Genomic DNA, 12,442 nt, shown 5'->3' on the forward strand with positions numbered 1-12,442 from the left:
AGTCTCCTAGAGGGTTGCTGATCGTTGGACGGATGGTCGCGGCGTTGATGGCTGCGGGGAAGCCCCATCCCGTGCATTACGCTTATTCCAATTTGGAATAAATGATTGCCTGGCCGATGTCGCCGTGGTCTACTTGCGGCCATGGACCGCATTCAAGCCATCCGGCTTTTCATTCGCGTGGTTGACCTCGGCTCTTTCAGCAAGGCTGCTGCCGATATGGGTATGGGCCAGCCGTCGGCCACCAAGCTGGTGGTGCAACTGGAAAAGCAGCTGGGTTCACGGCTGCTCCATCGTTCGACCCGTGGCGTGACGCCCACCGAGATCGGCGCACTGTATTACGCCAAGTGCAAGCTGATCGCGCACCATGTCGAAGAGGCCGAGACGGTGGCGGCGCTATTGCAGTCGCAGGTCCAGGGCGGCCTGCGAATCACTACCTCCGTAGCTTTCGGACGGCGCGTGCTGGTGCCGCTGGTCATGCGTTTCATGCAGATGCACCCCAAATTGCAAATCGAGCTGAACTTTGAAGACCGTTATGTCAACCTGGTTGAGCAAGGCATTGACGTGGCGATCCGGATGGGGCCGCTCGCTGACTCGACGTTAGGGGCGCGTTACCTGGGTATCAACCCGTGGGTGGTCGTGGCCTCGCCCGAATACATCAAGAAGCGCGGTGCGCCGGCCGATCCTGCGGATCTTGTCACGCACGATGCGCTGATCTACAGCACGGTGCAAGGCGATGCGCGCTGGCATTTCAACGGAGCCGAAGGCCAAGCGCGTCAGGTCTCGGTCAGTGGGCCGCTGCGCTCGAACAATCTCTCGGCGCTGCTGGTGGCAGCGCGCGGCGGTATGGGCGTGGCTGCCTTGCCCCGGTATGTGGCGCATGAGTCGGTGCGCAGCGGTACTCTGGTGCCCCTCCTGAGCGGCTGGGTGCTGCCATCGCAGGAAATCCATGCTGTTTATCCTTCGCCCCAATTGGTGCCGGCCAAGGTCAACGGCTTTGTCGGCTGGCTGCAAGGCCAGTTCGGCGAGTCCTGGTGGGCGGACCAGAAATAGCTACGGGCGAAAGCTTGCCCAGGTCGACCGGCCCGTAATGAATGATTATTCATTGCTAACCCATTTGATACCATGAATTACTTATGAGTTATGGATTAAAGGGGCCGAGATGAAGAATGCGACGTTGCGCCAGCTTAAGGTGTTCGAGGCTGTGGCCCGCAACTTGAGCTTTTCGCGAGCCGCCGAAGAGCTGCACTTGACACAGCCGGCGGTGTCCATCCAGGTCAACAAACTGGAAGACCACGCAGGCCTTCCACTGTTTGAGCAGCTCGGAAAAAAAATTCATCTCACGCCGGCGGGCATTGAGATGCTTCACTCCAGCCGGATCATCATCCAGCAGTTCAAGGAGGTGGAAGAAGCCATGGCGCAGTTCAAGGGCATCTCCGGCGGCAAGCTGAATGTTGCGGTGATCAGCGCCGGAGATTATTTTTTTCCGCGCCTGCTCGTCGAGTTCGCACGGCGCCACTCGGGCGTGACGCTGGACTTCGGCGTCTGCAATCGCGAGGAACTCTTGAGCCAGCTGACCGATAACCTGACGGATCTGGCCGTCATGGTGCGCCCGCCGCTGGATATGGACACAGTGAGCGAACCTTTCGCCCCGCACCCTTATGTTGTTGTGGCGGCGCCCAACCATCCGCTGGCAGCCAAAAAGCGCATTCCGCTATCGCGCCTGGCCAGCGAACCCTTTGTTGTGCGTGAAAAGGGTTCCGATACCTGGAATTCGATGGAGGAGGGCTTCGGCGCGCACCTGGCCGACCTCAACATCGCGATGGAGATCAAGAGCACGGAAACCATCAAACAGGCCGTGATCGCGGGCATGGGGGTGAGTTTTCTGTCGGCGCATACCATCAGCCGCGAACTTCAGGTGGGCAGCCTGACCGTGCTCGACGTGCAGGGTTTTCCGCTGATGCTGAATTGGTATGTCGTGCACCGCCGCAACAAGCGGCTGACGCCGGTAGCGCAGGCTTTCAAGACTTTTTTGATGACCGATGGCGGGGCGTTGATCGAGCAGACAATTGGTTTTCGTCCCAAAACGGCACAGCCCCGGCGTGCTGCGGCCCGCCGGTAGTACGACAAGGGTTAGCGCAGCAGGAAATAGGCCGCCAGGATGTACAGCACAACCGCGAAGACTTTCTTCAGCGGCTGGATGTCCATGCGATGCGCCGTGCGTGCGCCCAGCGGCGCTGTGCAAATACTGGCCACCGAGATGATGACCAGCCCTGGCAGGTACAGAAAGCCGATGGAGCCGGGCGGCATTTGCGGGAGATTCTGGCCGGCCCAGATGTAGCCCAGGGTGCCGGCCAGCGCGATTGGAAAACCAAGGGCTGCCGAGGTTCCCACGGCGTCATGGATTTTCACGTTGCACCAGGTCATGAAGGGCACCGAAACGAAGGCGCCGCCTGCACCCACCAGTGAAGACAGCATGCCGATGACACCACCCATGCCAAAGGTGCCCAGGCGGCCGGGCAGGGTGCGGCTGGGTTTGGGTTTACGGCCCAGAAACATCTGGGTGGCTGAAAACGCCACAAAAACGGCAAACAGGATGCTGAGGATCTTGCCCGGCAAGGCCACTGCCAGTTGGGCGCCAATCAATGACCCCAGCAAAATGCCGGGCGCCAGCAGCCGAACGATGGGCCACAGCACGGCCCCGCGCCGGTGATGCGCACGCACTGATGACAACGAGGTGAAGCAGATGGTGGCCAGCGAGGTGGCGACCGCCATTTTCACGGTGTATTCCTGCGGGTAGCCCTTTGCCGTGAGGATGAAGGTGATGAACGGCACCATCAGCATCCCGCCGCCGATGCCCAGCAGGCCTGCAAGAAAACCGGTGCACAGACCCAACAAAAGAAGTTCGGCAATAAGTTGGGGTTCGAGAGACATCAGATCTGCTGTGGCACGGCGGGCTGGGCCCACAACCGGCTATTGTTTTTGTTCGCGGCCTGGATTCCGTTCGGATCCGGGACAAGAAAAGAAAGGTGTCTGCGAGTGCCACTGGACCGTCATCCTGAACCGGGGTTCAGGTGGGCGAGGGCAGTCAGGTTTCGGGTTCGTCTGACGCGAGACGATCACACCTGCCGGACAATTTACCAAGCCCGTGCTCGAAGAGCATTGGTTCAAGGAAATATAAAGCCCAATGCGCATCGCAGACATGTTCATTGTAGGCCTTTGCGGCCCTCGCGCGCGAAGTAGGGAGTGATTTACCGCAGGGGTGCGCGGGCTTAAAGCAGGCGGCCGTCAACGCCCAGGGCCGTGTCAAGCCGCTGTAGCAAGGCTGTGAGTTGCGGATGCGTTGTTTCGCCAGCACTGGCGGTTGTTTCCGCTGTTGTCGCAGCGGGTGTGGGCGTAGCGTTTGGCGTGCGCTCGGGGAGCTCAAAGGCGAGATTGAGCGCCGCCAGAACGGCAATGCGGTCACGTGCCTTGATTTTCCCGGCATCGCGAATCCTGCACATGGCCATGTCAACACGGTTCACGGCGTCCAGCATTCGGGCGTCGCCATTTTCGGGGCAGCCCAGCAAATAGCTTTGGCCCATGATCTGCACTTCGAGCTGTTTCATGACTCGGTTCCCACAGTGTTTTTGACGGCATGCCCGTTGGTTTCGGGCAGGCGCTCCAGCAGTGCATCCACACGGGCGCGTGCCGCGCCCAGCCGCGATTTGAGGGAGTCGCGTTCGTGCGTCAGAACGCCGACCTGCTCCACCAGGAGCTCGTTGGTACGCTGCAGCTCCTCATAGCGCAGCAGGAGCCGCTCAACGCGTTCGACGATCTGGTCGATTTGGGTTTGGTTCGACATGGCAGCTCCGATTGTAGGGTTTGCGGCCGGACATGGGGAAGGCCCGCGTAGAATCTGCCCTGTTGGTGCCCGCAGTGTGGTTCGCACGCTGCAGTTCAACGGGAAGCAGGAGGGGGTCAAAGCCATGCATCAGGTCAACCTGATTCGCTGGCGCCGAGACCTTTAACCTGCGCTGCCCCCGCAACGGTAATACGGACGAATGGGCTCCTGACGTCAAGTCAGAAGCCCATTCAGCTTTCATCACTAGCCACTGAGCGTTTTGAACACACGCTTGGGAAGGCGATGGAGGCAGTTCCGTCAGCCCGGATACCGGCCAACAAGGTGAACGCGCACGTCCATGAACTGGCATGAGCGTTTGTAACGCTCATGCACTGGCGGGGAAGCCAGTGAGGGTATTTTGTTGATTGTCTGATTCCATGAAAACCTGTGTTTTCCACACACGCCTTGCCGTGCTTCCGCTGGCTGTGGCCGCTGCATTTCCCGCCTTGTCCCAGACTGCCCCGGCGGCTCAGGCCGGCGCGGCGCCACAACTCAAGGAAATGGTGGTAACCGCTACGCGCAGCGCCCAACCCATCGGCGATGTCATTGCTGATGTCACGGTCATTGACCGTGAAACCATAGAGCGCGCCGGCCCGGTGGGGCTGGCTGACGTTCTGGTTCGCGTGCCAGGCATACAGATCACCCGTAACGGCGGTATCGGCAGCAATACAAGCGTTTTTGTGCGTGGCGGTGAAACCCGCCACACCCCGGTTTTTGTAGACGGCGTGAGGGTGGAGTCGCAGACGACGGCTGGAGCCGCCTCCTGGAACAACATTCCCCTCTCGCTGATTGATCGCATTGAGATCGTGCGCGGCCCCAGCAGCGCAGTCTATGGCTCCGACGCCGTGGCCGGCGTGATCCAGATTTTCACCAAGCGCGGCCAAGGCCGTTTTTCGCCTTCCGTGACGGTCGGCTACGGCTCCTACAACACCAGCCGGGTCGAGCTCGCCGCCAGCGGTTCAGCGGGCGGCTTTGACTATTCGCTGGGCTTGACGCAGGGACAAAGCGATGGCTTCAATGCCCGGACCATCCCGGCTCAAAACCCCGATGCCGACGGCTACAAAAGCCAGAGCGCCAATGCCAAACTGGGTTTGCAGATCAACCCTGACCACCGCATTGAAGCCAATGTGTTGCAGAGCCATATGGATGCGCAGTACGACGGCGGCCTCACACGCGACTTTCGCCGCATCAGCGACCTGCAGACCCTGGGCCTGCAGTGGGAAGCCAAATGGTCTGGCCAATACAGCACCAAGCTGACGATCACGCAAGGTACCGATTCAGGTGAAGAAGGCCTGAACGGCTCGACCCCGCAGATTTCTTACGACAAGAGCACCATCAGCACGTTGTTGTTCCAGAACGAATACCGCATTGGCGCGCATCTCCTGAGCGCCACACTGGAAAGCCGTCGCGATGTGTTCCTCCTGGTTGGCTCCTCGGCCGTGCCGGCTGGCATGAGCACCCTCAACGGGAACCGTTCGCTGGATGGCGTGAGCCTGGGCTACGGCTGGAGCGGCGGCGCGCACACGGTGCAGTTCAACGCCCGCCATGACACGGACAGCGAATTCGGCGGAAAGACCACCGGCTCCGCCGCCTATGCCTTTGCGCTCACGCCACAGTGGAAAGTGTCCGCATCCGCCGGCACCTCCTTCCGGGTCCCCACGCTGTACCAGCGTTTCAGCATTTACGGCACCTCGACCTTGAAGCCCGAATCCGGCCGCAGCGTGGAAATGGCGCTCAAATACAGCCAAGGGACTGCCCAGTACGGTGTCACCGCTTATCGCAACCGCCTGACCAACCTGCTGAGCTTCGTCACGGGCAACGGTCCCTGCATCAATGGCGGCCCGCCGACGGTGCTGAGCAATCGTGGCTGCTATGCCAACACGGCGCAGGCCCAGTACACGGGGCTGACATTCACGGCTGCCGAGACGCTGGGCAATGTTCACATCCACGGCTCGCTGGATCTGCAGAATCCGAAGAACCTGGTCACCAACCGAACCCTGCAGCGCCGCTCCCGCCAATACGGCACGCTGGGCGCCGAGATGCCGGTGGGCGGCTGGCAACTGGCGACGGACCTGGTGATGGCCTCGCACGCACTCGACAGCGACACCAGCAACGTGGTGCTGCCAGGCTATTCGCTCGTGAACCTGAGCGCCACGACGGCGCTGTCGCGCGACTGGAAACTGGTCGCCAAGCTGGACAATGTGACCGACAAGGTCTACCAGACTGCTGGCACCTATGCCAATGGCCGGCGCTCTGCGTACGTCGGCCTGACCTGGGCGCCCCAGTAAGTAAGCCTCATCCACACCACCCATGCAAACCTTCGTCCGCTGCCCTGCCATCCTCATCGCCGCCCCGGCTTCCGGCCAGGGCAAGACGACGGTGACCTGCGCGCTGGCGCGCCTGCATGCACGTCAGGGCCGGCGGGTTCGGGTTTTCAAGTGCGGGCCGGATTTTCTGGACCCGTGCTGGCACGCCCTGGCCAGCGGCACGCCGGTGTACCAGATGGATCTGTGGATGACGGGCGAGGACGATTGCCGCGCGCGCCTGCATGCGGCGGCGCTGGAGGCCGACCTGGTCATTGTGGAAGGCGTGATGGGCCTGTTTGACGGTGAGCCCAGCGCGGCCGACCTGGCGCAGCGCTTTGGCTTGCCAGTGCTGGCGGTGGTGGATGCATCGGGCATGGTGGCTACCTTTGGCGCGCTGGCTTTTGGCCTGCAGCACTATCGCCCCGACATGCCCTGGGCCGGGGTGCTGGCCAATCGCGTGGCCAATGCGCGCCATGCGGGCATGCTGCAGGCCAGCGTGGCAAACGACCAATGGCTGGGTGCGGTGTTGCGCAATGCCGCCATGGCCTTGCCCAAGCGCCACCTGGGGCTGACCGTCGCGACCGAAGTGGCAGATGCCATGGAAAGGCTGGACGCCGCAGCCGATACGCTGGCCACCACGCCGCTGGGTCAGATGACCCTGGACGACTTACAGCGATGGGCGGTGGACTTCGCGGCGCCGGAAGCCTCTGCGCCCATTGCTCCCATGCTGAAAGGCAGAACCATCGCTGTTGCGCACGATGCCGCTTTCTGTTTTATCTACGCGGCCAACCTCGATACCCTGCGCGCGCTGGGTGCTGAGCTGGTGTTTTTTTCGCCGCTGTCTGGCGCGGCGCTGCCTGCATGCGACGCGCTGTGGATTCCCGGCGGCTACCCTGAGCTGCACGCAGAGGCGATTGCCGCTAACACCCCTATGCGGGAAAGCCTGGCCGCACACATTTCCGCAGGCAAACCTGTATGGGCCGAGTGCGGCGGCATGATGGCTCTGTTTGAGACGCTGGTCACGCTGGATGGCCAACACCATGTGCAATGGGGTGTGCTGCCTGGCGAAGTGACCATGCAAAAGCTGCTGGCTGGCCTGGGCCCGCAGCAGCTGGCCCTGGAAAGCGGTACCTTGCGCGGCCACACTTTCCATTACTCGACCACGGCCACGCCGCTACAGCCCGCGGCACGCACCTCGCGGCCGGGCACCGCGCCTGCGCCGGATGCGGGCGAGGCCGTATGGCAGCAAGGTGCGGTGCGCGCCAGTTACTTCCACGCCTGGTTCCCGTCTTGCCCCGAAGCGGTGGCGGAGCTGTTCACGGCACCTGTAGAGGTGACTGCATGACGGACTTGCTGCACTACCAGCCCGGCCCGCAGCGCATCGTCTGCCTGACCGAGGAGACCACCGAATGGCTTTACCTGCTGGGCCAGCAGCAGCGCATTGTGGGTATCTCGGGCTACACCGTGCGGCCCAAACGCGCGCGCGATGAGAAGCCGCGCGTCAGCGCCTTCCTGAGCGCGAAGATCGAGAAGATCATGGAACTGCAGCCCGACTGCGTGCTGGGCTTTTCGGACCTGCAGGCCGATATTGCTTCGGACCTGGTCAAGCGCGGCGTGCAGGTCACGATCTTCAACCAGCGCAGCGTGGCCGAGATTTTCTCCATGCTGTTCCAGCTGGCCGCCATGGTGGGTGAGGCGGAGCAGGGCGCGCAGCGCATTGCACAGTTGCAGGCCGATTTGCGTGCCATGCAGGCGGCCGTCGCGGCCAGGGTCGCCAAGGGTGCGCGCCGCCCCAAGGTGTATTTTGAAGAATGGGACAGCCCGCACATCAGCGCGATCCGCTGGGTGTCGGAGCTCATCGGCATCGCGGGAGGTGACGATTGCTTTCCTGAGCTCGCCGCCGAATCGCTGGGCAAGAACCGCATCATTGCCGACGGGGCCGAGATCGTCCGCCGTAACCCGGATCTCATACTGGGCTCCTGGTGCGGCAAGAAATTCCGGCCGGAGAACGTGGTGGCACGCGAGGGCTGGGGTGCGGTGAATGCGGTGCGTCACAACCAGCTGTTTGAGATCAAGTCCCCCGACATCCTGCAGCCCGGCCCCGCTGCGCTGACCGACGGCGTGGCCAGGATGCACCAGATCATCCTGCAGTGGATGGACGCTGATCAAGCCGGAGCATTCCGATCATGAGCACGATGACGATTGCCAAAAGCGAATTGATTCTGGGTGGTCAGAAAAGTGGCAAGTCACGCCGCGCCGAACTGCTGGCGTGCCAGTGGCTGGACCAGAGACTCGGCCACCGCGCCGTGCTGATTGCCACCGCACAGCCTTGGGACGAGGAGATGCGCCAGCGCATCGCCCGCCACCAGGCGGATCGCGCCGAGCGCGTGCCCGGCATGACCACGGTGGAAGAGCCGTTGGCGCTGGCGGAGGCGATTCAAAAACACAGCCAGCCCGACACCTTGGTGGTGGTGGACTGTCTGACGCTGTGGCTCACTAACCGGCTGATGCCCGTGGATTTTGAGTCAAATAAGCCTGTAGCCCTCATGGACAGTGCGCCAGCAGCTTCTCTTTTGATAGCAATTTCCAAAGCCCCTGGCCCTGTGGTGTTGGTGGGCAATGAGATTGGCCTGGGCGTGATTCCGATGGGGCGCGAGGTTCGCGCCTTTGTGGATGCCTTGGGCAAACTGAACCAGGATGTGGCCGCTGCGTGCCAGCGCGTGACGCTGATGGCGGCAGGGTTGCCGCTGACTTTGAAGGATGCGGCATGAAGATGGACCTCCGCCGCTTTCATAGACTTTTCCCGTTGCACAGACGCGGGGTGGCAGAGCGTTTTGCTCCGTGTCCCCCGCCCGCTTTGCAGGCTCCTCCTTTACCTGCGCAAAACGCTCTGCCGCCCCGCGTCTTGGTAATGCTCGTTTTTGCGTTTGCCTTTACCTTTGGTCTGGCGGGTGTCGCTCGTGCCTTGCAGGTCACCGATGACCGAGGGGTCACCGTCACCTTGCCCGCCGCGCCGCAGCGTATTGTCAGCCTGCTACCTTCGCTGACGGAGACCGTGTGCGAGCTGGGCCAATGCCAGCGTCTGGTGGGGGTAGACCGCTATTCCAACTTCCCGGCCAGCGTGCAAAAGCTGCCTCAGGTCGGTGGCGGGCTGGACCCGAATATCGAGATGATCGTGGCACTCAAGCCCGATGTGGTGCTGATGGCCACCTCGTCGCGCGCGGGCGAAAGGCTACAGGCGTTGGGCATCAAGGTAGTGGCCCTGGAGCCCAAGCGCCATGCCGATGTGCAGCGTGTGATGCTCAAGCTGGGCCAGTTGCTCGATGTGCCCGATGCCGCGCGCATCTGGCGTGCGATTGACGTCGGTGTCTCCGCGGCGGCCCAGTCGCTGCCGGTCAGCGTGCGCAATGTGAAGGTCTACTTTGAGGTCAACCAGGGCCCGTATGCGGCGGGCGAGTCGTCCTTTATTGGTGAAACGCTCACGCGCCTGGGTGCCAAAAACATCGTGCCGGCCAAGCTCGGGCCGTTCCCCAAGCTCAACCCCGAATACATCGTTCGCGCCAACCCTGACCTGATCATGATCGGCCAGCGCAGCGCCGGCGGTTTGACAGCCAGGCCCGGCTGGCAAAGCATCCGCGCACTGCGCGAGCAGCGGGTCTGCATCTTTCCACCCGACGAGGCTGACATGCTGGTACGCCCCGGTCCGCGCATGGCTGAAGGTGCGCGCCTGATGGCCCAATGTCTGCTGAAAAATGCGCCCGCCCCGGGAGCCAAACCATGATGCAAGCTCGCGTTTTCTGGCTGGTCTGGGCCGGTGTGCTGGGGGCATTGGCTTTGGTGGCGTTGGGCATCTGTGTGGGCAGCGCGGGGCTGGAGAACCTCATTCGTCCGCTGCTCAACCCCGCACAGGACCCGCAGCAAACCGCCATGGCACAGCAAATCATCTGGCAGATCCGCCTGCCGCGCACCTTGGGTGCCTGGGCCGCCGGCGCCTTGCTGGGCCTGGCCGGTGCCGTAGCCCAGGGCCTGTTTCGCAACCCGCTGGCGGATCCGTATTTGCTGGGCAGCGCCTCGGGTGCTTCGCTGGGCGTGGCGCTGGCATTGGCCGCTTTGGGTGGGGGCGCCGGTATGTTGGGAGGATCGGTAGGAAGCATGATGAGTGGCGGCATGGCCGTCAGCGTGTTCTCCAGCAGCTTGTGGGTGCGTCTGGGGCTGACCGGTGCGGCGTTTCTGGGCGCGGTGTTCGCGGTGATGCTCACGCTGGTGCTGTCGCGCGGTGTGGGCCACACGCTGCGCCTGCTGCTGGCCGGTGTGGTGGTGGGCGTGGTGCTGGGTGCCATGACGCACCTGGTGCTGCTGTTCTCGCCCGAATCGTTGCAGGCCATGCAGGCCTTCATGCTGGGCTCGACCGCCTTTGTCGGTTGGACCTCGTGCGTGCTCATGGCCAGTGTCTGGGGCGTGTGTGTGCTGGCGGCGTGGCTGCTGGCGCGCGTGCTCGACGGCCTGAGCCTGGGCGACGCCACCGCCGTCAGCCTGGGCCTGCCCGTGGCGCCCATGCGGGCGGCGCTGGTGGCGGTGCTGGCGCTGGCCACGGGCACCGCGGTGGCCCAAACCGGGCTGATTGCCTTTGTGGGCCTGGCCGCGCCGCATCTGGTGCGCTCGGTGGTCAAGACCACGCACGCCCACCTGATGCTGCTCTCCAGCCTGATGGGTGGCGTGCTGTTGATGGCTGCCGACACGCTGGCACGCTGGCTGATTGCCCCGCAGGAATTGCCCGTGGGCATGCTCACCGCGGTGCTGGGCGGCGGCTACCTGTTGTGGTTGATGCATCGCAGCAGCAACCTGGGCGGAGGGCGCGCGGCATGAGAAATGCTATAAATTCAATAGCTGTTGGCGCAGACTCCATAAGGGCCAGCCTCGGAAATGGCTTGCAAAAGCAACACGTGCTGCACGGCATCAGCCTGGACATTGCAGCGGGCCGGTGGACCAGCATCGTCGGCCCCAACGGTGCGGGCAAGTCCACCTTGCTCAGGGCGCTGGCCGGCGTGCTGCCGCACAGCGGCAGTGTCACGCTGCTGGGCCAGCCGATGCAAAACCTGCCGCATCGTGAACGTGCCCGCCAGCTGGCCTGGCTGGGCCAAAACGAAACTTCTGCCGATGATTTGACGGTGTGGGACGTGGCCATGCTGGGCCGCCTGCCGCACCAGGCCTGGCTGGCGCCGCCCAGCGCTGCCGACCGTGCTGCGGTGGAGCAGGCTCTGCGCGCCACCCGCGCCTGGGACTGGCGCGAGCGCGCCCTGGGGCAGCTGTCGGGCGGCGAGCGCCAGCGTGTGCTGCTGGCCCGCGCGCTGGCAGTGCAAGCTCAGGTGCTGCTGATGGACGAACCCCTGGCCAACCTCGACCCGCCGCACCAGGCCGACTGGCTGGACGTGGTGCGTGCCCTGGTGGCTGAAGGAAAAACCGTGGTGAGCGTGCTGCATGAGATCACCATGGCGCTGCAAGCCGACACCATGGTCGTGATGGCTGAAGGCCGCATCACCCACCAAGGCGCCTGCGCCGATCTGGCCACCCACCGCGCACTGGAAGACGTATTTGACGGACGCATTGCCGTCCACCCCTTGCAAGGGCAGTGGATTGCGCTGCCCAAAGTGAACCATCCTGCAAAGAGAGCCCCCATGCAAATTGAAACCCCACCCGTCGATTACGAACGTGTCGTTCCCACGGCCGAGCGTCGTGGCCTGATCATGATCAATACCGGCCACGGCAAGGGCAAGAGCACGGCGGCCTTTGGTCTGGCCCTGCGTGCCCACGGCCGGGGCAAGGCCGTCAAGGTCTACCAGTTCATGAAGGTGCCTACGGCGCGCTTTGGTGAGCACCGCTTGTTCGAGCAGTTGGGTATTCCTATTGAAGGCCTGGGCGACGGCTTCAGCTGGAAGAGCCGCGACCTGGACCATTCGGCGCAACTGGCGCTCGACGGCTGGGCCAAGGCAGAAGCCACCATTCGCGCCGGCGAGCACTTCATGGTGGTGCTGGACGAAATCATGTACCCGCTGCGCTACGGCTGGATTCCGCTGGAAACCATCCTGACCTGCCTGCGCGAGCGCCCGCCGCATGTGCACGTGGTGTTGACGGGCCGCAATGCACCGGGTGAGCTGGTGGACCTGGCGGATACGGTGACGGAGATGACTTTGATCAAGCACCACTTCAAGGCGGGCGTGCCCGCGCAACGTGGCATTGAAGATTAGAAATATGGCCC

General features: G+C 63.1%; 12 protein-coding genes, 1 other RNA gene, 1 pseudogene and 1 riboswitch. Of the genes and pseudogenes, 10 read left to right on the plus strand and 4 right to left on the minus strand.

Translation table 11 applies throughout. From position 1 onward, the window contains the following. Window positions 1-141 precede the first annotated feature (141 nt). Both AC1DWQ_RS08195 and AC1DWQ_RS08200 read left to right on the plus strand, forming a co-directional pair. A complete protein-coding gene (locus AC1DWQ_RS08195; RefSeq protein WP_477669199.1) occupies window positions 142-1,050 on the plus strand; it encodes a LysR family transcriptional regulator in 909 nt (302 codons plus the stop codon). A 109-nt stretch (window positions 1,051-1,159) separates the two neighbouring features. Then, on the plus strand, window positions 1,160-2,119 hold the full coding sequence (locus AC1DWQ_RS08200; protein WP_477669200.1) for a LysR family transcriptional regulator: 960 nt from the start codon (window positions 1,160-1,162) through the stop codon (window positions 2,117-2,119). 11 nt (window positions 2,120-2,130) lie between these two features. Here the strand turns inward: AC1DWQ_RS08200 and AC1DWQ_RS08205 are convergent, their stop codons facing one another. From AC1DWQ_RS08205 to AC1DWQ_RS08220, 4 genes are all read right to left on the minus strand, one after another. Further along, a complete protein-coding gene (locus tag AC1DWQ_RS08205; protein WP_457280493.1) occupies window positions 2,131-2,931 on the minus strand; it encodes a sulfite exporter TauE/SafE family protein in 801 nt (266 codons plus the stop codon). A 92-nt stretch (window positions 2,932-3,023) separates the two neighbouring features. Further along, a non-coding RNA gene (ssrS, locus tag AC1DWQ_RS08210) (6S RNA) lies at window positions 3,024-3,203 on the minus strand. A 66-nt stretch (window positions 3,204-3,269) separates the two neighbouring features. Next, window positions 3,270-3,605: a cell division protein ZapA gene (locus AC1DWQ_RS08215; RefSeq protein ID WP_457280494.1), complete on the minus strand. Its 336-nt coding sequence runs from the start codon at window positions 3,603-3,605 to the stop codon at window positions 3,270-3,272. Then, window positions 3,602-3,841: a DUF904 domain-containing protein gene (locus tag AC1DWQ_RS08220; protein ID WP_477646586.1), complete on the minus strand. Its 240-nt coding sequence runs from the start codon at window positions 3,839-3,841 to the stop codon at window positions 3,602-3,604. Before AC1DWQ_RS08220 ends, AC1DWQ_RS08215 begins: the two co-directional genes overlap by 4 nt. 46 nt (window positions 3,842-3,887) lie before the next feature. Then, window positions 3,888-4,173: riboswitch (cobalamin riboswitch) on the plus strand. Between the two features lie 84 nt (window positions 4,174-4,257). Between AC1DWQ_RS08220 and AC1DWQ_RS08225 the strand changes: the two genes are divergently transcribed. From AC1DWQ_RS08225 to cobO, 8 genes and pseudogenes are all read left to right on the plus strand, one after another. Next, a complete protein-coding gene (locus AC1DWQ_RS08225; protein WP_477669201.1) occupies window positions 4,258-6,168 on the plus strand; it encodes a TonB-dependent receptor domain-containing protein in 1,911 nt (636 codons plus the stop codon). 22 nt (window positions 6,169-6,190) lie between these two features. Continuing rightward, entirely contained in the window at window positions 6,191-7,531 is a 1,341-nt protein-coding gene (locus tag AC1DWQ_RS08230) for a cobyrinate a,c-diamide synthase (RefSeq protein WP_477669202.1), read from the plus strand. Continuing rightward, complete coding sequence (locus tag AC1DWQ_RS08235; protein WP_477669203.1) at window positions 7,528-8,376, plus strand: ABC transporter substrate-binding protein; 849 nt, start codon at window positions 7,528-7,530, stop codon at window positions 8,374-8,376. Before AC1DWQ_RS08230 ends, AC1DWQ_RS08235 begins: the two co-directional genes overlap by 4 nt. Next, window positions 8,373-8,957 carry a bifunctional adenosylcobinamide kinase/adenosylcobinamide-phosphate guanylyltransferase gene (locus AC1DWQ_RS08240; protein ID WP_477669204.1) on the plus strand — a complete coding sequence of 195 codons (585 nt, stop codon included), beginning with the start codon at window positions 8,373-8,375 and terminating at the stop codon, window positions 8,955-8,957. The genes AC1DWQ_RS08235 and AC1DWQ_RS08240 overlap by 4 nt, the downstream gene beginning before the upstream one ends. Window positions 8,958-9,097: 140 nt before the next feature. Next, on the plus strand, window positions 9,098-9,967 hold the full coding sequence (locus AC1DWQ_RS08245) for an ABC transporter substrate-binding protein (protein ID WP_477669205.1): 870 nt from the start codon (window positions 9,098-9,100) through the stop codon (window positions 9,965-9,967). Then, a complete protein-coding gene (locus AC1DWQ_RS08250) occupies window positions 9,964-11,052 on the plus strand; it encodes a FecCD family ABC transporter permease (RefSeq protein WP_477669206.1) in 1,089 nt (362 codons plus the stop codon). Before AC1DWQ_RS08245 ends, AC1DWQ_RS08250 begins: the two co-directional genes overlap by 4 nt. A gap of 92 nt (window positions 11,053-11,144) precedes the next feature. Beyond that, window positions 11,145-11,567 (plus strand): annotated as a pseudogene (locus AC1DWQ_RS08255) (ABC transporter ATP-binding protein); the annotation flags it as partial. 294 nt (window positions 11,568-11,861) lie between these two features. Next, entirely contained in the window at window positions 11,862-12,431 is a 570-nt protein-coding gene (cobO, locus tag AC1DWQ_RS08260) for a cob(I)yrinic acid a,c-diamide adenosyltransferase (protein WP_457280977.1), read from the plus strand. Window positions 12,432-12,442 lie beyond the last annotated feature (11 nt).

Source organism: Polaromonas sp. P2_G11, from assembly GCF_056403595.1.

Excerpts from the sequence above, each read along its gene's own strand:
- cobO (WP_457280977.1), top strand. The coding sequence starts at position 11,862 with ATGCAAATTGAAACCCCACCCGTCGATTACGAACGTGTCGTTCCCACG.
- AC1DWQ_RS08220 (WP_477646586.1), bottom strand. The coding sequence starts at position 3,841 with ATGTCGAACCAAACCCAAATCGACCAGATCGTCGAACGCGTTGAGCGG.
- AC1DWQ_RS08235 (WP_477669203.1), top strand. The coding sequence starts at position 7,528 with ATGACGGACTTGCTGCACTACCAGCCCGGCCCGCAGCGCATCGTCTGC.
- AC1DWQ_RS08225 (WP_477669201.1), top strand. The coding sequence starts at position 4,258 with ATGAAAACCTGTGTTTTCCACACACGCCTTGCCGTGCTTCCGCTGGCT.
- AC1DWQ_RS08195 (WP_477669199.1), top strand. The coding sequence starts at position 142 with ATGGACCGCATTCAAGCCATCCGGCTTTTCATTCGCGTGGTTGACCTC.
- AC1DWQ_RS08250 (WP_477669206.1), top strand. The coding sequence starts at position 9,964 with ATGATGCAAGCTCGCGTTTTCTGGCTGGTCTGGGCCGGTGTGCTGGGG.
- AC1DWQ_RS08240 (WP_477669204.1), top strand. The coding sequence starts at position 8,373 with ATGAGCACGATGACGATTGCCAAAAGCGAATTGATTCTGGGTGGTCAG.
- AC1DWQ_RS08205 (WP_457280493.1), bottom strand. The coding sequence starts at position 2,931 with ATGTCTCTCGAACCCCAACTTATTGCCGAACTTCTTTTGTTGGGTCTG.
- AC1DWQ_RS08200 (WP_477669200.1), top strand. The coding sequence starts at position 1,160 with ATGAAGAATGCGACGTTGCGCCAGCTTAAGGTGTTCGAGGCTGTGGCC.
- AC1DWQ_RS08215 (WP_457280494.1), bottom strand. The coding sequence starts at position 3,605 with ATGAAACAGCTCGAAGTGCAGATCATGGGCCAAAGCTATTTGCTGGGC.
- AC1DWQ_RS08230 (WP_477669202.1), top strand. The coding sequence starts at position 6,191 with ATGCAAACCTTCGTCCGCTGCCCTGCCATCCTCATCGCCGCCCCGGCT.
- AC1DWQ_RS08245 (WP_477669205.1), top strand. The coding sequence starts at position 9,098 with ATGCTCGTTTTTGCGTTTGCCTTTACCTTTGGTCTGGCGGGTGTCGCT.